This is a genomic window from Methanobrevibacter sp., from assembly GCF_017468685.1.
Taxonomy (GTDB): domain Archaea; phylum Methanobacteriota; class Methanobacteria; order Methanobacteriales; family Methanobacteriaceae; genus Methanocatella.
Genome location: NZ_JAFUHT010000003.1, coordinates 11,314 through 37,494 on the forward strand (window position 1 = coordinate 11,314; position 26,181 = coordinate 37,494).

The following is a 26,181-nucleotide window of genomic DNA, read 5'->3' on the forward strand; positions in this document are numbered from 1 at the left end:
TTAAACCTCCTATACATCTCTGTTAAATCGTTTTACACCTAATATAAAGAACAATGCTGCAAAAGCGATTAGTATAACTAAATCCATCCATACATCACCAAGAGTTTGACCTTTAAGCATTACTCCCCTCATTGCATCATTTAAGTATGTGAGTGGAAAAATATAAGCCAGTTTTTGTAAAATCCACGGCATTGTTTCAATCGGATAAAACACTCCTGATACAAACATCATAGGCATTGAAAACGGCATGACAATTTGGGCGTAATCCTCCTGAGTAGAGGTTCTTGCTGAGAAAAATATTCCAAATGAAACAAAACACAATGCTCCAATTACAAGAACAATAAATGTCTGCAGTATTCCACCTTTAATACTGACGTTGAATAGCAGAATAGCCATTACAATCAATATCAATGCACGAACCAATTCAATTAAAAGCTTTGCGGCAATCTTACCACCGATTACAGTGGAAACAGATGTCGGTGTCATGAACAATCTTGCAAGCTCTCCTGTTTCACGTTCACCAGCAATTGTTGCGCCCATACCCATCATACAGCTGAACATTATTGTCATTCCTAAAACTGCAGGAACCAAAAAGTCGATGTATTTGATATTACCGTAAATTCTGTTGATATGCAAGCTTACATCGTCCTTGAAGTTATTTAAGGAATGTATAATTGAAGGTTCAATTTCAGCATCTTTAGTTGAAACGCTAGTTTGAGAAGCCACAACATTAGACAATCTATAAAAAATTCCCTGAGTAGAAGATTCGAGAATCTGGGAAGCCATCTGATCTGATGAATCCAAATAAAGAATAACCGATTTTTGCTGTGCCGAATCCTTATCATAATCTGACGGCAGTATTATAGCCGCCTTGACTTCACCTGATTCAACACGCTCCTTTCCCTCATCAATATCATCAATTACCTCAACAACATGATAGGTTTCAGTATCCTTAATGGTATCCAATGTAAGGTCTGTTAAATCACCATGGGATTGGGAAACAACCAGTATCGGCAAGTCAGTCATTTCTCCACCCATTCCATAACCAAATAGCAAAATCATAATTATTGGAAATGCAATAATGGAAACCAAACGTCCTGGATGTCTTTTAAGTGAAATTAATTCCTTTTTAATCATCCACCAAAACTTATTAAGCTCTAGCATCTTCATCCACCTCTGCTGTTGCTTTAATAAATACATCTTCAAGTGAAGGCTCTTCTGTGGAAATAGATTTAATTACACCACCGGATGAAATCACATCATTTAAAATATCATGAACTGCCAAATCATCAAATGCATCAATTCGTAAATTTATACGACCATTGCGAGCAATTTCAAAGTCTTTGATGTTTTCGTTATTTTCAATTTTTGAAATGATATTTTCATCCTGATTTTTAAGAAGGAATGACATTTTTCTTAAGCTGAGATTTTTAAGCTCGTCGAGTTTTGAATCGTCATTTTCTTCATGAACTTTAGATAATGCATCAGTTAGTTCTTTTTTATTCTCCTCCAAAAGAGTGTCTTTAAGGCCCTGTGGTGTATCATATGCCACAAGATTACCTGTATTTATGATTCCTACATTATCACAGAGCATGTCCACTTCATGCATGTCATGAGAACATAAAATAATGGTATGGCCATTGTCATTCAGTTCACGAATCAAATCCCACAATGTGCGTTTTGTGGTCGGATCAAGACCAATGGTAGGTTCATCCAAAAACAGAATATCCGGTCTGTGAACCAAACTGGCTACAAGTGAAGCCTTTTGTTTTTGGCCTCCTGAAAGCTGACCAACACGCTTGTCTCTTGCATATTCAATATCAACCAATTCCATTAAATCTTCAATACGGGAATCCCTCTCATCCTTAGGAATGCCATAATAGTCAGCACACATTTGTGAGTTTTCCATTACTGTCAAATCCTTATATAAACTGACCTGTTGGGGAACCATTCCAAGGAGGTTTCTTACCTCATCAGGATTTTTGGTAACATCATATCCGCCAACAGTAGCTTTTCCTGAAGTAGGCTGTATCAAACAGGTCAACATTTTAATTGTTGTAGTTTTGCCCGCTCCATTTGGACCTAACATTCCAAATATAGTTTTATCAGGAATTTCCAAATTAAGAGAATTAACAGCAGTGAAGTTATTGTTGTAAACCTTTGTAAGGTTTTCGGTTTCAATTGCGTTTTTCATTGTTAATCTCCTTACCGGTCATATCTTCAAAAAATTCTTGCCATGATGGATTTGATAAATTAATGGTCATTTGTCTTTTAATTTTTTCCAAAACTTTTAATCCATCATCAGTTATTGAATAATATTTGACCCTTTTGTTATTTTCATTAATTTTCCACTCCCCAGCAATCAATCCGCTATTTTCCATTGCAGACAAAATCGGATATATCTTACTGGAGTTGATTGTCATGTCACATTCAGCATCTTCAAAGTTAAAAAATTTATCTATTCTCTTCATGATTCCATAACCATGAATAGTTTCCTTTGAAATAATCCATAAGATTAAATTATGAGTCACTCCATTAAGAAAATGTTTTATTAACTTTTTAGGTACTCTATTAATATCTTTCTCTTCTGTCATATTTCACCATATGTCAAAATTTAATATATATTAACATTTATTATATGGGCACTACTAATATATAAATATGAAATTAGGTTTTACTACACTGGCGCTATTCATGGAACCGACAGAAAAAATCGTCAATCTCGCAAAAAAACATGAATTTGAAATAATAGAAATACTTGCAGAAGATCCAGCATATGAAAAAGACAACACTCCATTTATTGACTGTGGCCTTGACATCCGCATGCATGCAGCAACAGTTGACATTAACATTGCAAGCATTAACAAGGGAATTAGAGCTGAAAGTGTTCGGCAAATGATTTACTGCGGACAGTATGCCGAAAAAATTGGTGCAAAAACAATAACCGTACATCCTGGAATAATTGGCCGAAACGAACCACACCTTAGAAAATGGGCACTAGAAATGTCAATTGAAAGTGTTGGAGAGATAATCGACAACACCAATGTTGAAATCTCAGTTGAAAACATGCCTGTGAGAGAGAAATTTTTAGGAAACACAGTTGAAGAAATAGAGATGATTCAGGAAGCAACAGGATGTTCACTGACAATTGATACAGGTCATGGAAATACCTGCGGAAACCTTGAAGAGATGCTTTCCTTAAAAAACATTAGCTATTGCCACTTAAATGACAATGATGGGTTTAAAGATTCACATATTCCGATAGGTGACGGAACACTTGACCTAAATCTACTTAAAAAGATTGATACGGCCATTATTGAGCTGAATAACTTCGACAATATCCTGAAAAGCAAAGAAGTAATCGATAACTTATAACTTATTATTATTTTTTTAGAAGTTATTAGTTATAAGTTATAAGTTTTAATAAAAAAATTTAGTTATAAGTTATAAGTGATAAGGAAAAATAAAAAAATAATTAAAAGTCAATCATAGTGACTTCAAAGATATCCTCAATTATATGGTCGGTCTTGTCCATCATCTTAGGAGAGACTTCTTCCTGCTGTTCTATGGTCAATACACTGACATCAGCCTTTTTAAAAGCAAGAATATCATTTAAACCATCTCCAACCATCATGACCTTATAGCCAGCATCCTTTAGGATAGATACTACTTCACATTTGCCACGTGTTGAAACGGTACCATAGGCATTGTCTTCAGGTACATCCAGCATGTTGGCCAACCTGTTGATGGCTCCCTTTCTGTCTCCTGAAGCGATAAATATTTCAATTCCACGGGATTTAAGGGTTTCAACTGTCTCAAAAACCTTTGGGAAAAATTTGCCTGCAGAAGTGATAGTGTAAGCAACAACCCCCAAATCCATATCAACAATCAGTGCAGAACCATTGCAAAGCTCCATATGAGGAATCTTTTCACGAAGAATATCAAAACCGTCAGTTATATCAGCAATAGTTGAGGAACTTTCATTATCAAGAATCTCCTTGACTTCAGCCTTTGAAACCTGCTTGGTTGAAAAGCTGACATCAAAATCGATATTATATTCGTTGATGACATCTGAAATTAAAGTGTTTTGATCTAATTCTAATAACTTATTGGTGTTAAACTGTAAAACAACCAATGCCAGGGCATCTGCCTGGTCGATTAAATCAAGTGAATTGATATCTGTGAATATATTGCCGTTCAATACATCCTTAATAACACGGTATCTTTCAATTAATGTTCCTGAGTTATCAAATACTACAGCTTTTTTCATATTATCTCCATACTTACATAAAACTCAAATTTAAACCTTCAGGAGTAAAATAATTAAAATCCAAATCTTTAATTTTACCATCTAACCAATCAAAATAAATTTGTTTTAAATTAGGAGTCCTTAACTCAACTTTTTGTTTATATTCTAAAAAATTATCATACTCTTTTGGATAAATTTTTTTAATATGTTTTTCATAAGATATTCTATCCTTAATAGATTTTTTTTCTTTTCTATAAGAAAGAATGAGAATTTCAACTACATTAATAGTGAATTCATCATCAAAAGATTTTAATTCATTAAACATATAAACATCTCCTATATTTTTATATAAATTAAATATACATTAAACTTTTCCATTCTATAGTTAAATTCAACAACAAATTTTTCAATATTGAGTGAAATATATCTATTGAAAAGTATTTCTCTTTGTTTTTTCAATTCGTCACCTTCATAATCATTTTCTAAACTTTCAATATTGTTAAATTCATCATTGGAAAAACAAAAGTTTAGATATACTTCAAACAATTTAAATTCGTTAATCAATTGTTGAAAACCTTCTAAATCATTGTCCTTAACGATGATACCAATAATATTATCTGAAGTAATTACAGTGAATTTAAGTTTAGGGAGAATGGAATTATTGAAATCTGTGCTTGATGGTAAAATAGCACCTCCAAAATGATTATGAAATGTAGCTAAAACATTACCTAATTTATATTCATCTTTAACAAACTCAGGAACAAAAACTTTCCTATCAGTTCCTTCAATCAAATCAGCAATGATATCATAATCATTATTTAAAACTGTTAAATATTCATTGTCTGATTCAAAAGTATTTAAGCAGTGATATATGGCAATCAAATTACCTCCTTTAATTCTGGATGGTTTTCAATAGCTTTTTTGAACAACTCGATATTATCATTCAATTTATCATCATCTAAGATTTCATCAAAATCAAAATTTTCAAGTGGATTTAATTTTTCAAAGCCAAATAAATTTTGAAATTTCAAGCGAATTTTATCAAATAAAAACATAATATGCCTCTTAATTCTAATTAAATCAAATAAACAAATTAAATTAGTATTTTAAAATATATAAATTAGTAAGTTATAAATTAAAGCAATATTATAAGAGTAAATCAATATTGTATTGTCAAAGAAAATTTTAACACTAAAAAAACAACCCTTTATAAACATTGACAAACAAAATAATAATATTATATTTACGATTATTAAGGTGTTTTAATGAACGTTATTGAAAAGTTAAACTCCATTAAAAGTGGAGAAATGACAGCTAAAGAAAATGTTGAAGGCTTCATTAAAGTTATCGATGAAAATAACGAAGAAATTAATGCATTCATTGAATTGAACTATGAAAATGCATTAAAACAAGCTGAAGCTATTGATGAAAAAATAGCAAATGGTGAAGACGTCGGTGCTTTAGCTGGATTAGTATTTGGTATAAAAGCAAACATTAATGTTGAAGACATGATTATTTCCGCAGCTTCCAAAACCTTAGAAGACTACTATGGAAGCTACAATGCTACCGTTGTTGATGAAATATTAAAAGAAGATGGAATAATCATCGGTATCCTGAATATGGATGAATTCGCAGCAGGAAGTTCAACTGAAACTTCATACTACGGACCTACACAAAACCCGGCTGCTATGGGCAGAATCCCTGGAGGATCATCAGGCGGATGTGCAGCTGCAATCGCCGCTAAAATGTGTGACATATCCATCGGATCTGATACTGGTGGATCTATCAGAAACCCTGCATCCCACTGTGGTGTAGTCGGATTCAAACCTACATACGGTGCCGTTTCAAGACAAGGTCTTTTAGACTTATCCATGAGTCTAGACCAAATCGGTCCTTTGGCAAATGATGTTAGCGGTATTGCCCTAGCATTGAATACCATTGCAAAATATGATGAAACTGAATGTACAACCCTTGACTGGGACAAACCTGACTTCACTGAAGTATTGGATGACACTTCACTTGAAGGAATGAAAATAGCTGTTTGTAAGGAATTCATTGACGTGACAGATGATGAAATCAACAAAACCGTCAATAAGGCTATTCAAAAACTGGTCGATGCGGGTGCTGAACTTGTTGAAGTTAGCTTTGACTATATTGACTTATGTTTACCTACTTACTACCTAATCAATTATGTGGAATTCTTCTCTGCAACCAGAAAATACGATGGAAGGGATTACGGTTCCAGAATTGAAGAGGTATGTGGAGATGAAGTTTTAAGAAGAATCAAAATCGGTTCACATATTGCAGAAGCTGAATTCAGTGGTAAATACTACAAACAAGCTTTAAAAGCAAGGTCTGTTATCAGAAATGAAATTACAAAAATGCTTGAAAACGTTGACTTAATCGTTGGTCCAACCGTTCCTAAACTTCCTCACGAAATCGGTGCTGAATTGGAACCTATGGAAATGTATGCCTACGATGTATTGACAGTAATAGCTAACCTTGCAGGTATTCCAGCAGCAAGCATTAAAGCTGGTGAAGTTGATGACATTCCTGTCGGATTGCAGATTCAGGCAAAACCATTGGATGATGAAAAAATTATTAAGGCTATGAGTGTTTTCGAAAACACTCAATAAACTATTTTTTTACAAATTTTTTTACACTTGAAATGCACCTCTAAAATTTTATATTAACTGAATTACAATAGATTATCAGGAGGTTATTTTTATGACAAAAATAGGGCTAGCATACATTAACGGTGCAGTTCCAGGATTTGAAGATTTTGGATGTCTACCAACAGATATTGTTCGTGAAAATGGATTGGTTAATGGTAATAAAGCTTCTGATGAACTTGATGCTTTGATAATTCCTGGCGGAACATTAATAGAGTCAAATGACATCAATATGGATTTAAACACTGAAATCAAAAAAATGGCTCGTGACGGAAAACCTATCGTTGGAATATGCGCTGGTTTTCAATTATTATCAAATCAAATCGATATCGGACGTAAGTCCCCGGTGCCTATTGTAAAGCCAGGATTGGGTCTGATTGATGTTGATTTCTCGCCATTGATTACAAGTGACCGTGTCAAGGCAAAAGTTTATGACAACTCATTTATAACAAAAAACCAGACAGAAGACGTTAACGGATTCCATACCCATACCTACGGTAAGGTTGAGGGGGATGCAAAGCCTTTATTCTTCTCCCAAGTTCAAAGGATGAATTATGGAGATACCAACAAAAAAGGCGAATATAATATCTTTTCCGGTGCATGCAATGATGACGGAAATGTTATTGGAACAATGATTCATGGCATACTGGATGAAAATCCTATTATTAGAAATAACCTATTAGAACAAATAGATGCTACAGACACTGATGATATATACAATAGAAACAAGGAAGTCAAAAAATTCCTAAGACAGGAAGTCGGAATCAACACAGGAATTGAGATACCAAATATTGAACCTCTTAAAAAACCAAAATACCTTATGATTGGAAGTAATGGATCCGACAGTGGGAAAACATTTATTGTAACTGGCCTTGCAGGAGCACTTACAAAAAGAGGATATAAGGTAGCTCTTTTAAAAGTAGGACCTGATGTGCGTGATATTATCCCTGGACTATACTTGACAAAAGGCAAGATGGAAGAGTTTTCATCAGTAAAAATTGGACATCTCGGATGGGCAGATATCGAATCTACAATAAATACATTGAACCATTCAGACTACGACATAGTATTGATAGAAGGTGTAATGAGCGTATTCACCGGTCTTTTAAATGAAAAGGTACCGTTTTCAGCAGCTGAAATTGCAATGTCATCAAACATTCCAATGATACTGGCTTCAGGTGTAAATAAAGGAGGAATCGAATCTGCAGCAATAGATTTAGTTTCCCATGCAAACATGCTTGAAAAATTTGGAATATCTGTAGAAGCAATCTTATTAAATAAAGTATACAATGACGATATATTCGACAATGTGGTGCCATATATCAAGAACAACACAAATGTTGAAAATGTCTTGAAGCTTCCGAAACTTAAATCAACCGATATGCGCGGATTCATACCTGAAGTGGAAATTCGATATGAATTATTCACCTCCCATGCAATGGATTTAGTTGAAAATAACATTGATATCAACTTGATATTGAATATGGCCCATGAAGTGGAATTCAATAAAATTTATTCCTTTGAAGAAATTAAAAGCAGGGTGATATGATGGCACTTAATTTAAGTCCTGAAAAAGGTGTAAAACTTACTAAAAAAGATCGTGCACATGTATTGAAAAAAATGAAACAGGGTTGGAAAGCCAGCTGTTTAATACCTGATTACGTTTTTGATGAAAACGGCGATATTCAAATAGGAAGTGATAAAAATCGTCGTGTAGTAAAGGTAGTTAAAATATTGAACGATGGAATTCATATTGAAAAGGCACTAAAAAGTAAAACACTTAGAATTCCATATGAAAAAGTGCAAGCTATAAATAAATCAAAAGAAGTGAAAAACGGTTTGGAAATTAAAATGAGAGACGGAAAATACGTCTCATTTAGCATTTATAATTCCTACAAATATCAACAAATTATGGAATTTGTTGCAAATTACATAGCTAATCATGGTCATTAGCTATTCTTTTAAATATTCATTTATAATATCTTCGCCTCTAAGCAATATGAGGCCATTTTCTTCTGCGTATTTGCGAGCATCAGCAATTGATGTTGCTTTACCTGTTTCACCATCCATCATTTCACATACTACACAGACTGGAGTTACTCCTGCAAGTTCACATAATGCAAGACCGATTTCAGTGTGTCCCTGACGGTTTTTAACAAGCCCATCTGCTCCTCTTAAAAGACATACGTGACCAGGTGACCTGAATGTTGCACCGAATTCATCGAATCTTTCCTCTTTCATCATTAATGCAGATTCGCTAATGGTCATTGCTCTGTCAACATCAGTAATACCAGTGAATGATTTTCTGTGATTTACCCAAATGGAGAATGATGACCTTTCATCGTATGGGATATCATTTGGAGCTAATTTAGCTAAATCAGGGTATTTTTCTGAAGCTGCAGCCATAATATCTACCATGAATGGTAATTTAATTGCATCACAATAATCTGAATGTAAGCAGTTGCAGATTAAACCGCCAGCATCATTTCTCATGGTTGCAATTGATTTAGGGGTTACAAATTCAGAAGCGATAATCATGTCAACTTCTCCTTCCCTATCATCATCATCGAAAACTAGTACAAATTCACCATTTCTAATTGCTTCTAAAGCTTTATCTAAGTTTGTTTCTTGATTCATAGTAATATCTCCTTGTTTACTAGAACCAGGGCTAAAAATAACTACATTAATTACTTCTCTTCCATCCGGACTATCACCGTCGGTTTTGGACTCACACCAAATCAACACAATGTGCTCGTGGACTTATTTTATTTTAAAAATCACCACCGGTAGAGAATTTCACTCAACCCTGAGAACGTATTATCAAATATATCAAAACTATATAAAATACTTTATGGTATCATCTAAAATTCTAAAGTTACAATATCTCCATCATTAAGTTTCAATTCATCACGCAATTTGCTTTCTGTGATGAATTCCAAATAATTCTCTTCATGAGTGGTTTTTGCTGGAAAAACGATTGCACCTTTAACCTTATCATTCAATACTGCTTCAATGTATTTTACCGCACCGAAACCCTCATCTGGTTTGATTAGGTTTTGGCAATTATCCTTGATATCATTGATTTCATCCAAATATTTGTCGTCAACAACGACATTCAATGTTCCTGGAAATGGAATGAAACCTAAATTTTTCTTAAATTCGTTAGTGTAAAATTCCTGTGATAGGAAAAATGCAGCCTTTCCCAAACCGGTTGTAACTTCACCATCAATATTCATGAAATAACCTCTAATTAAATCAAAATAATTTTAATAACTAATATAATATTTAATAGGATAATTAATTTAAAATAAGTTACTAATTTAAATAAATATTTTAAGATTAACTATCTACATCAAATTATTCATTTACAGAAAACAGTGGCTTGAATTTAGGGTATTTATCCAAAAATACACGGATCTCATTTTCTAAAACTTCATCTAAACTCAAACCGGATTGTCCATTATCCAATTTATGCTGTAATAATCTATCTGAATATATTTTTTTGTTTTTAACATCTTTTCCTAACTTAAAAAAAACATCCTGAGGCAAATTACTAGTAATAACAAATGGAATCCAATCATCCAACATGATTAAATCTTCATGAAAATCCTTTAATTTGTCTTCACATAGACTGTATTTAAGTTGTCTATTAAATTTCAATTCATTCATCTCCTAAAATCATTATAATTGCTTCTTTTAAGTCATAATCCTTAAATAATGTTTTATATCTAGTGTTTTGAGGCAATAACCATTCATTCAGATGCTGATAGTAACTTTCATCAAACATCAATTCTTCAATATATGCTCCATTAGTTCCAACAGGTGCTAAAATTGTGATATGAAAATCACCGAATTCCAGATTGGAATTTGAATCAAAAGTTGTTGAAAGAGGAGTTTCAAAAATTCCAATTTTACCAACATCTTCGATGAAAAAATCATTGAAGACTCGCCTATGTAGTATAGAATTAATTTTGATGTTATCATATTTATTTATTGCCTTATTTAAGTTTTCATTATATAATTCCAGATAATTATCTATTTTTTCACCATTGTTCAATTTGGATCTTAAGTAACTCAAAAGCGGAAAAGAATCTTTCCCCCACATTAATAAAAACTGTTTTTCTTCTATGGATAAGCTTTTAGGTGTCGAATATAATTTTTTTAATTTTCTTGTTGTTTTGATTCTATTGGCTTCAAAATCATCGGAATAATCATGAAAATTATTGCAAATTCTATTAATATTCATCATTTTAAAAAATCCTATGAGTCTCATTAATATAAAAACCAATTATATTTAAATTATAAAAGTATTTAAAGTTAATCATTTCTTTAAAATCAATTTAACGAGTTTATAACAATATTTATTTTAGATATTAAAAATATATTAACAATTAATTATAAAGAGTACAACAATAACAATTTTACAGGGTAATAGAAATGGAAATAAAAACTATCTCAACAGATGTATTAATTATCGGATCTGGTGGAGCAGGTTCAAGGGCAGCTATTGAAGTTGATGATGCAGGTTTAAAAGCAACAATCGTGTCAAAAGGATTGTCATTTAGGTCTGGCTGTACCGGAATGGCAGAAGGAGGATACAATGCAGTTTTTAAAACTGTTGACAAAGATGATTCAATAGAAGCACACATTAAAGACACTATGAAAGGTGGAAGCTTTTTAAATGATGAAAAACTGGTAGAAATACTTGTTAATGAATCACCAAAAAGACTAGTTGACCTTGAAAACTATGGAGCATTGTTCGACAGACAGGAATCCGGTCAAATCGATCAAAGACCATTCGGCGGACAAAGTTACAGAAGAACCTGTTACCAAGGAGATAGGACAGGTGCAGAACTGTTGAATGCACTTAAAGAGGAAATCATCAAAAGAGACATTGAATGCATCGAAGAAGTGATGATTACCTCACTTGTAACCGACAACGACCAAGTAATAGGTGCAACCGGTTTAAACCTTAAAGATTCAAGCTTAATATATTTCAAGGCAAAATCCGTTATTCTAGCAAGTGGAGGAGCTGGCCAATTATACCCTGTAACATCCAATACCTTCCAAAAGAATGGAGATGGTTTTGCAATAGCCTACAGAGCCGGAGCCCAACTGGTAGATATGGAACAAATACAGTTCCACCCGACCGGAATGGTAACACCCGAATCCAAAAAAGGAGTTCTCGTAACAGAGGCCGTAAGGGCTGAAGGAGGAAAACTAATAAACAAGGAAGGTGAAAGGTTTATGAGCAAATACGCTCCTGAAAAGATGGAATTGGCAACACGTGATGTGGTTGCACGTTCAATATATCAGGAAATCATTGAAGGGCGAGGAACTGAAAACGGTGGAGTATACCTTGACATTTCTCATCTGGATGATAATTATATTGATGAAAAGCTCGAGACAATGGTATTGCAATTTGAAAATGTCGGTGTGGACATCAAACATGAACCTATTGAAGTCGCTCCAACAGCACATCATTTCATGGGCGGTTTAAAAATTAATACTGATGCTTCTACATCACTCAAAAACCTATTTGGAGCTGGAGAAGTTTGCGGAGGAGTTCATGGAGCCAATCGTTTAGGCGGTAATGCACTGGCAGATACACAGGTGTTCGGTAAGATTGCCGGTGTAAGCGCATCACAGGCTGCAAAGGAAAGTGAACTTAAAACAAACGACAATCAAGTTAAAGATGAAGCTTCAAGAATTGAAAGCCTAATTAAAAAAGGTTCAATCAAACCTCAGGAATTCAAAAACAATATCAAAAAGCTAATGTGGGAAAAAGTAGCTATCGTAAGGGAAGAAAAAACTTTAAACGAAGCGTTAACACAACTTCAGGAAATGCAAAAAGACTTAGATAATTTAGATGTTAGCGATAAAAGCCAATACAATACAGATCTGGTCACCGCACTTGAAGTAATAAATATGGTTGAAATCTGCATATTGTCTGTGAAATCAGCAATATTGCGTAGGGAAAGCCGTGGTGCACACTTCAGAAGCGATTTTCCTGAAACTAATGATGAATGGAAGAAAAGTATTGTGTTAAGTGAAAATAAAATAGAATTTGAAGCTAGATAGCTTCTTTTAATTCTTTTATTGCCTGTTTGGCTTTATCAAAAATTTCTTGTTCATCCAAGAAAGTCAATTCCTTGTTTTCCATTAATATTTTACCATTACATATGGTAGTATCAACATTTGAACCATTTGCAGAGTAAATAATGTTGGAACTTAAGGATGAACTGTCCGGTACCATGTTGGCAGCATTGGTATCAATTAAGATTATGTCTGCTTTTTTACCGACTTCAATTGAACCAATTTCTGAATCAAGACCTAGTGCTTCAGCACCTTTGATTGTTGCCATTTCAATTGCTTCATCAGATGACAATACCTTTGGATCTAAAGTAGCTACCTTTTGAAGGAGGCTTGCTGTTTTTAACTCTTCAATCAAGTCCAGATTATTATTTGAAGAAGCACCGTCAGTACCTATTGAAACACAGATATCATTTTCAATCAGTTTTGAAACTGGAGATATACCTGATGCCAATTTCATGTTACTGCATGGATTATGGGAAACCTTAACATCATGCTTTTTAATTATTTCAATCTCATTGTCACTCAGCCATACACAGTGTGCTGCAACAACATCAGGACCTAAAAAGCCGATTTTATCCAAGTATTCAAATGGTCTTAAACCTTTTTCCTGTGAAATATCATTGATTTCCTTTTCGGTTTCAGAAACGTGAATATGAATTCCCATATTATGTTCATCAGCTAATTGACGAGTCCTAATTAACAGTTCTTCGGATGCTGTATATGGTGAGTGGGGTCCAAAGAATACTTTGATTCTTCCGTCAGCCATTCCATTGCATGAATTGAACAGATCCAAATTCTCTTTAAGTTCCGCTTCTCTTCTTTCAGCATCTCCAAAATCAATCATTCCATATGAAAGTACTGCTCTGATTCCTGCATCTTCAACTGCACGGGCCACATCCTCCATGTAGAAGTACATGTCGGAAAATGTGGTTGTTCCTGACTTGATTAACTCAACAGCACCTAACAAGGCACCTATATAACAGTAATCGCCATTGAGGTTAGCTTCCATTGGCCATATGTGATCGTTTAGCCAGCTATCCAAACTTAAATCGTCTGCTAATCCTCTAAATAAAGTCATGGATAAATGAGTATGAGTATTAATTAATCCTGGAAGCAGGATTTTTCCTTCTGCATCAATGATTTTAGCTGCTTTGTCATCATCTATTTCATCTGCGATTTCAGCTATCAAATCATCTTTAATCAATAAGGATTGTTTTTTGTCTTCAAAATTATTCGGGTTTAAAATTAATGCGTTTTTGATTAAAATAGTATTATCGCTCATAAATAACACCTTAAAAAAATAAAAAAAGTTAGCTAAAAACTATTTATAAGTTTTTGATAGCTAATTTAATATCTTCTGCTTTAACAGTTTTACGTTTTGCGATTTTTGCAACATTGTTAGCTTCTTTAGCAACATCACGAGCAACTTCTTCTAAGTATGCAGCTAATTCAGCTTTTGCATCTTCACTTACTCTTTCTGCACCAGATTCTTTGATGATTCTAGCGACAGGAGCTTTTGGTATTTCAGACATGTTTTTCACCTCGCATTAAATTCAGTTAAAACTTATTATTACTAAATTTAATAATAAGTTAAATAACAATATTAGATATCTTTATATTTAAATATTTTGATAAATCTTGCCAGTATTTAAAAATAAGATTAAATTATTATTAAACTATAAGAATAAAAGATATAAAAATTATTACTATTTAAAAAAAGTACTTATAAATATGTTTAAATCAATATAATAATCAGTATATAAAAAAATTTGAGTGGAAATGATGAAAATTAAAATTGCTATTCCTTCCAAGGGAAGAATAAGTGAACCTTCAATAAACCTCCTGGAAAAGGCAGGATTAGGATTAATTGATAAAAACAATAGAAAATTAATTTCAAAGACTTTTAACGATGATATAGAGGTAATGTTTGCAAGAGCATCAGATATTCCTGAATTTGTAAATGACGGTGTTGCAGACATGGGTATAACCGGTGTTGACCTAATCGAAGAAAGCGAATCCGACGTTAGCGAACTGCTTGACTTGAGATTCGGACAGACAAAACTGGTTCTGGCAGCACCTGAAGAATCAAACATCAATTCAGCAGCTGACATTACAAGTGACATGAAAGTGGCAACAGAATTTCCTGTCCTGACACAAAAATACCTGAATGAAAAGGGTCTCGATTTGAAAATTGTAAAGCTAAGCGGATCAACCGAAGCAGCACCTTTCATTGGAATTGCCGATTTGATAACTGACCTTACAAGCACAGGAACCACATTGAAAATGAATCATCTGGAAATAATTGACGTGATTTTAGAAAGTACAATCAAACTCATCGCCAATCATGAGAGCATAAAAGAGAAGAAAGATTTGATAGAAGCAGTAAGCACAAGCATTAAGGGAGTGCTTGATGCAGACCGCAAAAAATTGATCATGATGAATGTTGATGAAGAAGACTTGAACAAAGTCAAGGAAGTAATGCCTTCAATGGGTGGTTTGACAATATCTGAAGTACTGTCAGATAAAAAAACTGTTGCCGTTCAGGCAGTGATTGATGAAAAGGAAGTATTTGAACTAACAAACGACTTGAGAAATGCAGGCGCAAGGGATATTCTTGTAGTGCCAATTGAAAGAATCATATGAATATTGCAATAATTTATACTACAAATGCCAACTACACTAAAATCTCCTGTAGGGTATTATCCGAAAAGATAAATGCAGATGTGCAGTTAATACCAATTGAAATGGCTAAAAGTGAATGTATCCTAAAGTACAATTTCATAATACTTGCCGGATCTGCTCTTAAGGGTAAAGTGCAAAGCGGCTTGAAAATGTATATTTCAAAAAATATGAAGACATTAAAGGAAAAGCCATTGGCATTGGTTATAAATTGTGAAAAAGACAAGGACAGATACAATAAAACATTTACGGAAGAATTGGTAAACTCATCTTATATTCATTCAAATTTCGGTTATGAACTTAATCCTAATGAAGGAAGCTATATTGAAAAAAGAAAAATAAACAAACTGATAAATAAATATAAAAGGGAAGGTAAAGAATTTCCAAAGTTAAATTATGATGAAATTGATAATTTCGCTGATAACATTAATAAGATGATTGAAAAAAGGGTTGGTTAAAATGTTTAAATTAAAAAACATAATTTCAATAAAAGACTTTGAAAGGGAAGATATCGAATATATTCTTGATGAAGCATCCAAATTGGAAGATATTGCCAAATCAAGGGAAATTTGTGAAGAGTTAAAAGGTAAAATATTAGGTTTGATGTTTTTTGAACCTTCAACAAGGACAAGAATTTCATTTGAAACAGCAATGAAACGTTTGAATGGTCAATGTATAGGATTTACAAGTAGCGGATCAAGTTCCGTTTCAAAAGGTGAAAGTATAGCGGATACCGCAAAAATGTTTGAAGGATACAGTGATGCACTTGTCATTAGACACGAACTTGAAGGGGTATCAAAATTCATATCAGATATTGTTGATGTTCCGGTTATTAATGCAGGTGATGGTGCAGGGCAGCACCCAACACAAACATTGCTTGATCTATACACTATTAAAAATGAAATTGGATTTATTGATAATTTAAAAATTGCTTTGATAGGTGATTTGAAGTTTGGTCGTACAGTTCATTCCCTGTCACATGCTTTAAGTTTATTCAATAATGTGAAAATATACTTAGTTTCACCGCCTGAACTTAGAATGCCTCAGGAAATTCTTCATGATTTAAATAAAACAAATGTTGAATATGAAGAGGTTGAAAATATTGAAGACATCATTGATGATGTAAATGTATTATATGTTACCAGAATTCAAAAAGAGCGCTTTGGTGACATTGATGATTACTTGAAAATAAAAGGTGCTTACATTATCAATAAAAATATGTTAGAAGGAAAAGATTTGATAGTAATGCATCCACTACCAAGAATTGATGAAATAGATACTGATGTGGACGATACAAAATACAATAAGTATTTCACACAAGCAGCAAATGCAGTACCTGTTAGAATGGCAATATTAAAAACTTTAATTAAAAACAACCCTAAATAGAATATATTGCTGTTTCAAGTAAAGTTTCATCACATTGAAGCTTGATTATATTTGTTCTTCCTTTTCCACGTCCACGTGATACAGTGTTTGTGGAAATAATACCCAATAATTCAAGTTCATTTATAAAGTCGAAGATTCTCCTATAAGTCACTGCATCTTTTTTAGAAATATCAGTGTATGCTTCATAAAGCTTACCTGAAGTTATTTCTTCTTTTTGTTTTGTTAAAGTTAAAATAGCTTCAAGAAGTCTTTGCTGTTGAAGTGGTAAAGTGGATAAAATTTCACTAACTTTATTATGTTCTATCCTATCTTTTGCTCTTTTTACATGATCACTTGTTACAACATTACAAGCTTCATCAAAAGCTAATTCACCAGCATTTTTTAATAAATCAAGTGCATATCTAGCATCACCTTCTTCTTTAGCAGCCATAGCTGAACATAATGGTATAACACCTTCTTCCAATACATTTTCATTGAATGACAATTCAGCTCTTTCGGTTAAAATATCAGACAATTGATCTGCTCCATAAGGTGGAAAAACAATTTCTTTATCATTTAAACTGCTGGTTACTCTAGATTTAATTAAGTTTTTAAAGTCTAAATAATTACTAATTGATAAAACAGCTACATTATCAGTTCTTGTTAAAGTGTATAAAATTCCGTCACCGTCTTTATCAAGTAAAATATCAATTTCATCTAAAATAACAATTAAATGTAATTTTTTTCCGAATGCATTTGTTCTGAATAATCCTCTAAAAGCATTAACAACTTCTGCCTTTGTCCATCCACGACTAGGAACATCACGGCCAAGCCTGTTACATAATTCAGCAATGACCTGATATTCTGTTGTGAAGTCTGTGCATCTGATATATTCAATTCTAACAAAAATATTTTCCTTGTTAGCAACTTCTAAAAGCTGTTCACGTGCAAATTTAGAAGCTGCAGTTTTACCAGTTCCGGTTTTTCCATATAAAGTTACATTTGAAGGAGTAACATCATCTAAAACATCTACCCAATGTTTAGCAATTTCTCTAATTTGAATATCTCTGTGTACAAGTTTTTCTGGTAAAAATCTATGATCCAAAGGTTTTTTATCCTTAAAAATTAAATTTTTTCGTCTTTTAGTAAAAAGTTTTTCATCTTCAAAAATATTGCCCATTCTTTCACCTTCATAATAAGTAAATATCAAAAATGTAATGAGTATAATTTCCAGTGTTAATAATATAATATAGCTATTAAATAAAGTTTTTTATTACAAAATAATAAAAGTGTAATAAAATCATGAAAAATTAAAATAAAAAAACTAATTAAAATTATTTAAAATAGATAAAAACAATTTATATAACATTAAATAATACAAAACAAAACAATATTTTCTTAAAAATAAAATTAATAATATTTTAGAGGAATATTATTTAAATATGAAATTAAACTATTTCAAATATAAGATAAGAATTTCAAGTGTATTTCATTTATACTCAAAATCTTTAAAATCCATTAATCAATGAAAATAACATCATCATTGAAAAAATTATCACGATTGATCACAAAGACAGAGAGGTCTGTTTCAAGTGTAATGTTTTTTTGAAAAAACCAAAAATGAAGAGGTGAATTTCAAGTGTAAAAAAATTGAAAATATGTTTAAAAAAATTAAAATTTTAAAAAAAAGAATTTGAGGTCGTCAAAACCAAAAAATAATCAAAATTAATAAAGATAAATTTCAAGTGTTACAGTTGAAATATACCCCTTCAGTCCATAGAATATCCGCAAATGTGTTTCACTTGAAATACACCTCTCCCTCTCTAAATGAACATATCATTCTCATTAGAATGAGTTACATTTACAGGTAAAGAACCAAATTTCTGGTCGATTAACCAAATACAGTGTAATTTTGATTTAAAAACACGTTTAAGAGTTCTAATCAATTCATTTTTAGTTAAACCATCTTCAAATATTTGATCAGTAATAACAAATTGTTGCAAAATATCCTGTGAAACTTGAAGTTCATAGTCAACTAAAAAACTATTCAACCCAAAGTTCAATTCCATGATAAAATCCTTTTGAGTTTTTTTATCAGCTTTATTCATTAAATCAAGATGCTGTGGAGCAACTTGAGTAGCACAGGCAATAATCACACAGTCTTTACCTGACGGTTTAACAACATCAATAATATTATCTTTTGGAAACTCAACGATATAGTGAAAATCAGCATTTTCATCATATTTAACTTCTCTTAGGAAATCTTCATCAGATAACCATTGTCTTACATTTTCTTCGAGATTCATAATATCATCTTATTTAAAAAAATTTATAATAAATTATTTATTTTTTAATTATATAAATTAAACTATGATTGAATATAATAATTTACTTAATGATATACTATTAACTAAAATAAGCAGTATTACATCATTTAATTTGTTTTTATTTATTATATTTGCCTTATTGTTGTCATTGACAGTGGATATTATACTTGGAGAATTACCAACAAAAATACATCCTGTTGTGATCATTGGTTCTATGATTAATTTCTTCAAAAGCAAGTTTATAAGATTTAAAAATAAATTATCAGGACTTTTTGTGATATTAGGAGTGTGTATTGTTTCAAGTGTAATTTTATATATTATTTATTTAATTTCATCAATTAATTTATTATTGTTTATTATTATATTCATTATATTATTATCTTCAACATTTTCTGTTAAAATGCTATTGCAAACTGCAGTTGATGTTAAAAAAGCATTTGATGTGAGTATTGATAAAGCAAGACAGCTTGTATCTTATCTGGTAAGTCGTGATACAAATGAACTAACAGAATCGTTTATTGTATCTGCCACAATTGAAAGTCTGACTGAAAATATAACTGATTCATATATAGCACCAGTATTTTATTATTTTATATTCGGGTTAATAATATTATATTATCCAATTAATGATAATTTATATTATTTATTGTTAATACCAATGTTTTATAGAATTTCAAATACTATGGATGCAATGCTTGGTTATAAAACAGAAGAACTGAAAAACATCGGATATGTACCTGCAAAAATAGATGATATTTTAAATTATATTCCTGCTAGAATTGCTGGTTTATTTGTTGTTGTTTCAGCTTTTTTACTTAATTTAGATGGAAAAAATGCATATAAAATAATGAGAAGAGATGCAAGAAAATGTCCATCACCAAATTCAGGTTTTACTATGGCAACAACAGCTGGTGCATTAAACATTCAATTAATTAAAAAAGATACTTATATTTTAGGTGATGACAATAAAGTTATAACAAAAGATGATATTTCTAAAGCTGTTAATTTATCCAAACTGACAATTTTGCTATTTACAATAACAATAATATTGTTATTTACATTGATTAATGTGATATTATGAAACTAGCGATAATTTCTGTATCTGATAAAGGTCAAGATTTGGCTTTAAGTTTAAAAGAAAAACTAAATTCAGATTCAACAATAATTAAATGTGATCTGTATCATAAAAATGTTAAAAAATATTTTCCAATTTTATTTAGTGAATATGATGGTATAATTGCTATTATGGCATCTGGAATTTTAATAAGATCAATTGCATCATTAATCGAGTCAAAAGTATCTGACCCGGCAGTTTTGAACATTGATGACAATGGAAAATTCGTAATATCTTCATTATCAGGTCATCTTGGTGGCGCAAATGAATTAACCAATAAAATTGCAGGATTGATTGGAGCAACACCTGTTATTACAACATCCACTGATGTTAACAAGAAATTGGGAATTGATGTTTTAGCACGTGATTTATATTTATCAATAGATGATACAAAAGAAATTTTATTTTTCAATAAATCTATTTTAGAAGGCCGTGAAATTTCAATTACAATAAATCCTAATAAAAATTTTAATTATTTATTCGAATATTTGAACAACAATACACTTGAAATTAATGTTTCAATATATTATTCATCAAAAATTAATACAGATGAAATACATGTCACACTGGATGAGCATAAAATAATTTTAAGGGAAAAAAAGATAGTAGTTGGAATTGGTTGCAGACGTGGTAAAGAATGTAAATACATATATGAAGGTCTTAAAAAATCATTAAACGATTTGAATATGTTATCATCAAGAGTTAACATGCTTTCTTCAGCAGAAATTAAAAAAGACGAAAAAGGAATATTGGAGTTATCTGAAAAATTAGATATACCCGTTAATTTTGTCAGCTTAGATAAATTGAAATTATTCCAGTCAAATGATGTTAGTAAATCAGATTTTGTTTATTCAAAATTTGGAATATATGGTGTCTGTGAGCCATCAGCATTAATTATGGCAGGTTTTGATTCTAAACTGATTTATAAAAAAACATCTTATGATGGCGTTACAATATCAATTGCTGCATCAGGATAATATCTAAGTTTAAATTTTAAAAAAATAGTAAATAAAAAAGCTATTTAAATAGCTTCTAATTTTGAAAGAACTTCCCAAATTAAAGTTCTTGCATGAACAGGAATATTAGGATCATTACTGATTTCATCTAATTTTCCTAAAACTGTACTTATTCTTACAGATTGGTCTTGCTCATCATCTTTTAATAAATCACAAGACTGATTAGCTGCTTCTCTAATATTACGAGGAACAGTATTATTATCTGAAATATAGTCAAGAATTTCACATACTTCTTCGATTGCTTGATTACTCATTTATACTCCCTCCAAAATATAATAATTAAAACAAGTAAAATAACTATTAAATGATATATTTGTTCGTAATAGATTTAAATAGTTTGTGGTGATTGAAAATTTATTTGTAGAAAAATTTATATTAAGTTAAATTGAATTATTATATATGTCAGATATAAGCAAAACTACAATAAACTTACCTGTAGATTTAAAAAAAGAATTAAAGAAATTAGCAATTGATGAAGATACTTCATTATCCGGATTAATCATTAAAATGATTGAAGAAGGAATGAAAAATAGAAATAAAAGCGATGTAATTTCAGATGAAGATTAAACATTATCTTCAACTGAATTTAACATTAATGAAATAAATTGAGTTTTTGCAGTCTCTTCAACAAATACTGCAAGCAACATTGCTTCTTTTAAACTGTCACTTACACAAATTACACCATGATTTTTTAATATTAAAACGTCTTCACTGCCTATACCTTCACTAGCACTTTTTGCAAGTTGATCTGTTCCTGGCTTTGCATATTCAATGGATGATAAATAGGGATTTTTAATTTCTCCAAAGCCTTCTAGTCTTTTGAGCTTTTTATCAGAAAAAGCAAATCCTGTAGCGTATGGAGAGTGAGTGTGTACAATTGCATTAACATCAGGTCTTTTTTTGTAAATTTCTAAATGCATATTTACTTCGGATGAAGGTTTACCTTTTGTTAAAACGTTACCTTCCATATCAACAAGAACAATATCTTCTTCGTTTAAATTGGATAATGATTTTAAAGTTGGAGTAATCGCTACAACATCTCCAAATCTGGCACTAATGTTTCCGGATTTACCTGAAACTAAACCTTTATCATAAATTTCATTTGAAACACTAATTATTTCAGCAATATTTTTTTTCATAATCAACCTCTATAAGAATTTGTAATGTTTATATTTACCTTTATGAAGAATAGGCACTTCAGCTGGTGTTGGATTAATATTATAAATTTTCTGGAATTCTGTTTGAGTCTGGAATGTACCTGAATTAATCAAATGAACTCCTTTATATCTTTTATAACTGTTAATGTGTATGTGTCCTGTATGGAAAACATCAGGAACTTCATCAATAACAAGATAATCTTCAAGTTCTGAAGCAAGAGGAGTTCTTTCTCCATAAATTGGTGCCAAGTGTCTTTTCTGTAATAGTTCTTCCATTATAACTTCACTTTTTTCATATTCAAAGTCTTTCACTGCCATAACCAAGTCGTCAAAACTACGTCCGTGGTATATTAAAACATTTATTCCATCGAGTGAGACGACACCAGGATTTGAAATGAATTCAACGTTGTCAAGTTCATACAATGCTTTAGCATATTCTTCCGGTACTGCAGGCTGTGGTTCAGCAACTCTTGATGCATCGTGGTTTCCAGGCGCAATAATAATTTTAATATCGCTTCTGATGTTTCCTAAAAATCTTGCAGCCTCATTATATTGCTCTGTGATATCTTTAATTGCAAGTTCCTTGTCTTGGTTAGGATATACACCAATTCCATCTACAATATCTCCACCAATAATTAGATATTTGACATCTTCTGCAACCCTTCTTTGTTCTTCTGTTCCAAAGTCACAGTTAATCCAGTCGATAAACCTTTGGAATGCATCTTCCAGGAATGTTAAACTTCCAATGTGAACGTCTGATAAGAATACTATTCCAAAGTCCATTTCTTTATCAGGAACTCTTAAGACACCAGGTTTAATGATTTGCTGACCGAATGCAAATCCTGGATCATCACTTTTGTTAGCAATTACGCCCACCACTTCGTCTCTTACAAGTTTTTCAGCTTCAGCAAACAATTCATCATTGTTATTGGAGAATAATATGGTCATGCTACCAGTATCATCTTCAAATTCTATTAGCTTATGACCATTTTTACTGGATCTTATTTCTTTAACCATTAAAATCAAACTTAAACTATCCATTCCATCATCAATGTCGGAAATTTTTGTATAGTTTCTAAGTTCGGGTCTTTTGGACAGAATATTTGCCAGCTTTTCATATCTGCTTTTAAAGTATGCAATCAGGTTTTCAAGCTCTCCACTGGTGTATGATTTTTTACTTGTATCCTGAATGATTTTAAAATCATATTCAACATTTGTTTTCTGTTCATTTCTTTTAAACTTGATTTTAGCATCCTTAATAGTTTCGGATGCTTCCTTGATAGCCTCATTTACATAAATTTCAGGTTTATCAGATTCCTTTTTAAGGTCATTAATTGAATCAGGCTTTTTAGTATCTTTTACTTGTGGTTTTTCATCTGATTTTGGTACTTCATTTTTAGGTTTATTTACTTTTTGTGGTGTTTTATTAACTGTTTTTTCAATTTTAGGTTTGTTTATTGGTTGTGGTGTTTTATTAACTGTTTTTTCAATTTTAGGTTTGTTTATTGGTTGTGGTGTTTTTTTGATTTTTTGCTGAATTAAAGTATCCTGATTGTTGCTTTCTGGTGCTGTTTTCTTGCCAGTTAATTCATCAACCGTTTCACCGCTAACTGACACTAAGTCTTTTGATGTAAATTTATCGCTTTTTAATTTAACTATTAAATTTGATGCAAAATCTACAGGATTTTCTGCATTAATGACTTTATCATAAGCTTCAGGTGATAGGTTTATTCCCTTTTTTGCAAATTTCAATAGAATTTTATTAGTTGACATATTGATAAAAATTTTATTTTTCTATGTTAATAAACTTTGAGAATTTTAAAAGTCATTATTGATTTTAACGTATAATATTGAGTTAGATTTATTATATATAAAACATAAAATTTAACATATTATATAATCTATGATTGTGATAAAATGGCGAATAAAATACTAAGAGTTGTATTAATAATAGTGTTATTTATTGTATTTTTTGAATTAGGTCTTTTTAGTTCATATACTATTGTTACAGCTGAAGCTCCAAATGTTCAGGGATTAATTGATATGCAAATTTCAAAAATCCAAGAAATATTTAGCCCTGAAAAAGTTAATGAAGCTTTGATTAAAGATCCAACTCCAGTTAACATTACCAATAAAAAGGATGTAGCTCTTAAAATGGAAACGCTATCGAAAGTGGATGGGGTCAATGTTGATTCAATGAATTTAACCACTTATGATGATACAGATAACAAGAATTTAACCGTAAATATTGAGGCATTAGGTTATGCTTCTCCAAATTCAACATCTGGTCAAATAGTAATTAGTCAGGACCCATCTTACAAAGTAATAGCAACTGGACAGGCTAGCTATAAAGGAGACGGCTTAAGAGTAGATGAAGATACAGTTACAATAACTTCTATTTTAAAATTATACTAGTGATAAAATGATTAATGTAATAGGAATTGGTCAAAATAGAGACAACATGACTTTAGGAGCTATAAAAGCTATTGAAGAGTCTGATGTTATAATTGGTTATAAAAAATACATTAACCAAATTGAAGACTTAATAGAAGGTAAAGAAGTAGTTAAAAAAGGAATGGGTGATGAGATAGCCAGAGCTGAGTTTGCTATTAAAAAAAGTCTTGAAGGCCAGACCGTTTCATTAATTAGTTCCGGAGATCCCGGTGTCTTTGGAATGGCTAATGTGTTATATCAAATAGTTAGTAAATATGAAAATGTTGAAATAAAAGTTTATCCGGGAGTATCAGCACTTAATTATGCATCAAGTCATTTAGGTGCTCCTTTACATGATTTTGCAGCAATTAGCTTAAGTAATATCTTAACTCCAATGTCTGAAATTGAAAAAAAATTAAGATATGCTCTTGAAGCTAATTTGATTGTTGCAATTTATAATCCGATTAGTAAAACACGTAAAGAACCATTTAGAAGATTTAAAGAATGTGTTTTAGACATTAAAGGTGAAGATGCATTAATAGGTATAATTGATAGTACTTATGAACCTCCAAAGCCAACAATAGTTAAAGTTAAAGATTTAACTGAAGACATTGTTAACATGTCTTGTACATTACTTGTTGGTAATGATATAACTTATGTTCAAGATGATAAGTTAGTAACACCAAGAGGATATGTTATTAGGTCAAAAATACATCCATTATCACAAAATCATTATGAAAAATTTTTAAATGGCGAAGTCGGGCATGGACCAAATCGTGAATGTGAATTTTATCCATGTCACTTTGATGGTCAATACTGTGATTTCTGTTATTGTCCATTTTACCCATGTGGAGACTCTTCAACTGGTGGAGAATGGATAAAAGGAAAAGGTGTATGGAACTGTACTAACTGTCATTGGTTACACCAAAAAGATACAGTTGAATACATTAGAGAACCTTTAGAAAATATCATAGAAGATGTTGAAGATTTAAAAACAAAAAAGAAAACTTTATTAAAACTTAGAAAAGCATGCTTATTAAAAACTAATCCAAATGATCTTTAGGAGAGTTTGA

Annotated in this window: 31 protein-coding genes and 1 riboswitch; of the genes, 13 read left to right on the forward strand and 18 right to left on the reverse strand. The window is 31.5% G+C overall.

What is annotated here, in order from left to right; translation table 11 throughout:
• Positions 1–9: 9 nt before the first annotated feature.
• Genes IJ258_RS00125 through IJ258_RS00135 form a run of 3 tightly spaced genes read right to left on the reverse strand, consistent with a single transcriptional unit; the run spans position 10 to position 2,594 of the window.
• Positions 10–1,164: an ABC transporter permease gene (locus tag IJ258_RS00125; RefSeq protein WP_292801401.1), complete on the reverse strand. Its 1,155-nt coding sequence runs from the start codon at positions 1,162–1,164 to the stop codon at positions 10–12.
• Entirely contained in the window at positions 1,151–2,194 is a 1,044-nt protein-coding gene (locus tag IJ258_RS00130; RefSeq protein ID WP_292801403.1) for an ATP-binding cassette domain-containing protein, read from the reverse strand. Before IJ258_RS00130 ends, IJ258_RS00125 begins: the two co-directional genes overlap by 14 nt.
• Positions 2,178–2,594: a PadR family transcriptional regulator gene (locus IJ258_RS00135; RefSeq protein WP_292801405.1), complete on the reverse strand. Its 417-nt coding sequence runs from the start codon at positions 2,592–2,594 to the stop codon at positions 2,178–2,180. Before IJ258_RS00135 ends, IJ258_RS00130 begins: the two co-directional genes overlap by 17 nt.
• 67 nt (positions 2,595–2,661) lie before the next feature.
• Here IJ258_RS00135 and IJ258_RS00140 point away from each other — a divergent pair, with 67 nt between their 5' ends.
• Entirely contained in the window at positions 2,662–3,375 is a 714-nt protein-coding gene (locus IJ258_RS00140; RefSeq protein ID WP_292801407.1) for a sugar phosphate isomerase/epimerase, read from the forward strand.
• Between the two features lie 100 nt (positions 3,376–3,475).
• Here the strand turns inward: IJ258_RS00140 and IJ258_RS00145 are convergent, their stop codons facing one another.
• The 4 genes from IJ258_RS00145 to IJ258_RS00160 are packed head-to-tail and all read right to left on the reverse strand — an operon-like array spanning position 3,476 to position 5,304.
• Positions 3,476–4,270 (reverse strand): HAD family hydrolase, encoded by a 795-nt coding sequence (locus tag IJ258_RS00145; RefSeq protein ID WP_292801409.1) that lies wholly within the window; start codon positions 4,268–4,270, stop codon positions 3,476–3,478.
• 13 nt (positions 4,271–4,283) lie between these two features.
• Positions 4,284–4,574 (reverse strand): hypothetical protein, encoded by a 291-nt coding sequence (locus tag IJ258_RS00150; RefSeq protein WP_292801411.1) that lies wholly within the window; start codon positions 4,572–4,574, stop codon positions 4,284–4,286.
• Between the two features lie 11 nt (positions 4,575–4,585).
• Positions 4,586–5,131 (reverse strand): hypothetical protein, encoded by a 546-nt coding sequence (locus IJ258_RS00155; RefSeq protein WP_292801413.1) that lies wholly within the window; start codon positions 5,129–5,131, stop codon positions 4,586–4,588.
• Positions 5,128–5,304: a hypothetical protein gene (locus IJ258_RS00160; protein ID WP_292801415.1), complete on the reverse strand. Its 177-nt coding sequence runs from the start codon at positions 5,302–5,304 to the stop codon at positions 5,128–5,130. The genes IJ258_RS00155 and IJ258_RS00160 overlap by 4 nt, the downstream gene beginning before the upstream one ends.
• Positions 5,305–5,514: 210 nt before the next feature.
• On the opposite strand from IJ258_RS00160, the gene gatA reads away from it, so the two are divergent.
• From gatA to IJ258_RS00175, 3 genes are all read left to right on the forward strand, one after another.
• Positions 5,515–6,885, forward strand: a complete 1,371-nt coding sequence (gene gatA, locus IJ258_RS00165) for an Asp-tRNA(Asn)/Glu-tRNA(Gln) amidotransferase subunit GatA (RefSeq protein WP_292801417.1) — start codon at positions 5,515–5,517, stop codon at positions 6,883–6,885.
• Between the two features lie 91 nt (positions 6,886–6,976).
• Complete coding sequence (locus IJ258_RS00170; protein ID WP_292801419.1) at positions 6,977–8,470, forward strand: DJ-1/PfpI family protein; 1,494 nt, start codon at positions 6,977–6,979, stop codon at positions 8,468–8,470.
• The gene (locus IJ258_RS00175) at positions 8,470–8,874 is read left to right on the forward strand and encodes a hypothetical protein (RefSeq protein ID WP_292801421.1); all 405 of its coding nucleotides are present in this window, start codon (positions 8,470–8,472) and stop codon (positions 8,872–8,874) included. Before IJ258_RS00170 ends, IJ258_RS00175 begins: the two co-directional genes overlap by 1 nt.
• Here IJ258_RS00175 and ribB read toward each other — a convergent pair whose 3' ends face one another.
• The 4 genes from ribB to IJ258_RS00195 form a co-directional block, all read right to left on the reverse strand.
• The gene (gene ribB, locus IJ258_RS00180; RefSeq protein WP_292801423.1) at positions 8,875–9,558 is read right to left on the reverse strand and encodes a 3,4-dihydroxy-2-butanone-4-phosphate synthase; all 684 of its coding nucleotides are present in this window, start codon (positions 9,556–9,558) and stop codon (positions 8,875–8,877) included.
• Positions 9,559–9,607: 49 nt separating this feature from the next.
• Positions 9,608–9,740: riboswitch (FMN riboswitch) on the reverse strand.
• Positions 9,741–9,782: 42 nt separating this feature from the next.
• Positions 9,783–10,157, reverse strand: a complete 375-nt coding sequence (locus IJ258_RS00185; RefSeq protein ID WP_292801425.1) for a DUF120 domain-containing protein — start codon at positions 10,155–10,157, stop codon at positions 9,783–9,785.
• 121 nt (positions 10,158–10,278) lie between these two features.
• Positions 10,279–10,581 (reverse strand): heat-shock protein, encoded by a 303-nt coding sequence (locus tag IJ258_RS00190; RefSeq protein WP_292801427.1) that lies wholly within the window; start codon positions 10,579–10,581, stop codon positions 10,279–10,281.
• 1 nt (position 10,582) lies between these two features.
• Positions 10,583–11,170, reverse strand: a complete 588-nt coding sequence (locus IJ258_RS00195) for an ADP-ribosyltransferase (protein ID WP_292801428.1) — start codon at positions 11,168–11,170, stop codon at positions 10,583–10,585.
• Positions 11,171–11,358: 188 nt separating this feature from the next.
• On the opposite strand from IJ258_RS00195, the gene tfrA reads away from it, so the two are divergent.
• Positions 11,359–13,002 carry a fumarate reductase (CoM/CoB) subunit TfrA gene (tfrA, locus tag IJ258_RS00200; protein WP_292801430.1) on the forward strand — a complete coding sequence of 548 codons (1,644 nt, stop codon included), beginning with the start codon at positions 11,359–11,361 and terminating at the stop codon, positions 13,000–13,002.
• Here tfrA and IJ258_RS00205 read toward each other — a convergent pair.
• Together IJ258_RS00205 and IJ258_RS00210 are read right to left on the reverse strand one after the other, a co-directional pair.
• Positions 12,995–14,299 carry an amidohydrolase family protein gene (locus IJ258_RS00205; RefSeq protein WP_292801432.1) on the reverse strand — a complete coding sequence of 435 codons (1,305 nt, stop codon included), beginning with the start codon at positions 14,297–14,299 and terminating at the stop codon, positions 12,995–12,997. The genes tfrA and IJ258_RS00205 overlap by 8 nt on opposite strands.
• Positions 14,300–14,342: 43 nt before the next feature.
• Positions 14,343–14,549: a histone family protein gene (locus IJ258_RS00210; protein ID WP_292801434.1), complete on the reverse strand. Its 207-nt coding sequence runs from the start codon at positions 14,547–14,549 to the stop codon at positions 14,343–14,345.
• A 250-nt stretch (positions 14,550–14,799) separates the two neighbouring features.
• Here IJ258_RS00210 and hisG point away from each other — a divergent pair, with 250 nt between their 5' ends.
• Genes hisG through pyrB form a run of 3 tightly spaced genes read left to right on the forward strand, consistent with a single transcriptional unit; the run spans position 14,800 to position 17,082 of the window.
• The gene (gene hisG, locus IJ258_RS00215; protein ID WP_292801436.1) at positions 14,800–15,660 is read left to right on the forward strand and encodes an ATP phosphoribosyltransferase; all 861 of its coding nucleotides are present in this window, start codon (positions 14,800–14,802) and stop codon (positions 15,658–15,660) included.
• Positions 15,657–16,154 (forward strand): flavodoxin domain-containing protein, encoded by a 498-nt coding sequence (locus IJ258_RS00220; protein WP_292801438.1) that lies wholly within the window; start codon positions 15,657–15,659, stop codon positions 16,152–16,154. Before hisG ends, IJ258_RS00220 begins: the two co-directional genes overlap by 4 nt.
• Positions 16,147–17,082, forward strand: a complete 936-nt coding sequence (gene pyrB, locus IJ258_RS00225; RefSeq protein ID WP_292801476.1) for an aspartate carbamoyltransferase — start codon at positions 16,147–16,149, stop codon at positions 17,080–17,082. Before IJ258_RS00220 ends, pyrB begins: the two co-directional genes overlap by 8 nt.
• Here the strand turns inward: pyrB and IJ258_RS00230 are convergent.
• On the reverse strand, positions 17,075–18,241 hold the full coding sequence (locus IJ258_RS00230) for a Cdc6/Cdc18 family protein (RefSeq protein ID WP_292801440.1): 1,167 nt from the start codon (positions 18,239–18,241) through the stop codon (positions 17,075–17,077). The genes pyrB and IJ258_RS00230 overlap by 8 nt on opposite strands.
• Before the next feature lie 643 nt (positions 18,242–18,884).
• Positions 18,885–19,367, reverse strand: coding sequence for a DUF2299 domain-containing protein (locus IJ258_RS00235; RefSeq protein ID WP_292801442.1), 483 nt, complete (start codon positions 19,365–19,367; stop codon positions 18,885–18,887).
• Positions 19,368–19,431: 64 nt separating this feature from the next.
• On the opposite strand from IJ258_RS00235, the gene IJ258_RS00240 reads away from it, so the two are divergent.
• Positions 19,432–20,469 (forward strand): cobalamin biosynthesis protein, encoded by a 1,038-nt coding sequence (locus tag IJ258_RS00240; RefSeq protein WP_292801444.1) that lies wholly within the window; start codon positions 19,432–19,434, stop codon positions 20,467–20,469.
• Positions 20,466–21,479 (forward strand): cobalt-precorrin 5A hydrolase, encoded by a 1,014-nt coding sequence (locus tag IJ258_RS00245; RefSeq protein WP_292801446.1) that lies wholly within the window; start codon positions 20,466–20,468, stop codon positions 21,477–21,479. Before IJ258_RS00240 ends, IJ258_RS00245 begins: the two co-directional genes overlap by 4 nt.
• A gap of 44 nt (positions 21,480–21,523) precedes the next feature.
• Here IJ258_RS00245 and IJ258_RS00250 read toward each other — a convergent pair whose 3' ends face one another.
• On the reverse strand, positions 21,524–21,772 hold the full coding sequence (locus IJ258_RS00250; RefSeq protein WP_292801448.1) for a UPF0147 family protein: 249 nt from the start codon (positions 21,770–21,772) through the stop codon (positions 21,524–21,526).
• A 145-nt stretch (positions 21,773–21,917) separates the two neighbouring features.
• On the opposite strand from IJ258_RS00250, the gene IJ258_RS00255 reads away from it, so the two are divergent.
• Positions 21,918–22,085, forward strand: coding sequence for a Met repressor (locus IJ258_RS00255; RefSeq protein WP_292801450.1), 168 nt, complete (start codon positions 21,918–21,920; stop codon positions 22,083–22,085).
• Here the strand turns inward: IJ258_RS00255 and IJ258_RS00260 are convergent.
• Together IJ258_RS00260 and IJ258_RS00265 are read right to left on the reverse strand one after the other, a co-directional pair.
• On the reverse strand, positions 22,082–22,657 hold the full coding sequence (locus tag IJ258_RS00260; RefSeq protein ID WP_292801452.1) for a class II aldolase/adducin family protein: 576 nt from the start codon (positions 22,655–22,657) through the stop codon (positions 22,082–22,084). The two genes, IJ258_RS00255 and IJ258_RS00260, sit on opposite strands and share 4 nt — an antisense overlap.
• A gap of 9 nt (positions 22,658–22,666) precedes the next feature.
• The gene (locus IJ258_RS00265; protein ID WP_292801454.1) at positions 22,667–24,448 is read right to left on the reverse strand and encodes a DNA-directed DNA polymerase II small subunit; all 1,782 of its coding nucleotides are present in this window, start codon (positions 24,446–24,448) and stop codon (positions 22,667–22,669) included.
• Positions 24,449–24,592: 144 nt separating this feature from the next.
• On the opposite strand from IJ258_RS00265, the gene IJ258_RS00270 reads away from it, so the two are divergent.
• On the forward strand, positions 24,593–25,090 hold the full coding sequence (locus tag IJ258_RS00270) for a hypothetical protein (RefSeq protein ID WP_292801456.1): 498 nt from the start codon (positions 24,593–24,595) through the stop codon (positions 25,088–25,090).
• A gap of 7 nt (positions 25,091–25,097) precedes the next feature.
• Positions 25,098–26,171, forward strand: coding sequence for a precorrin-3B C(17)-methyltransferase (gene cobJ / locus IJ258_RS00275; protein ID WP_292801458.1), 1,074 nt, complete (start codon positions 25,098–25,100; stop codon positions 26,169–26,171).
• The last annotated feature ends 10 nt before the right edge of the window (positions 26,172–26,181 follow it).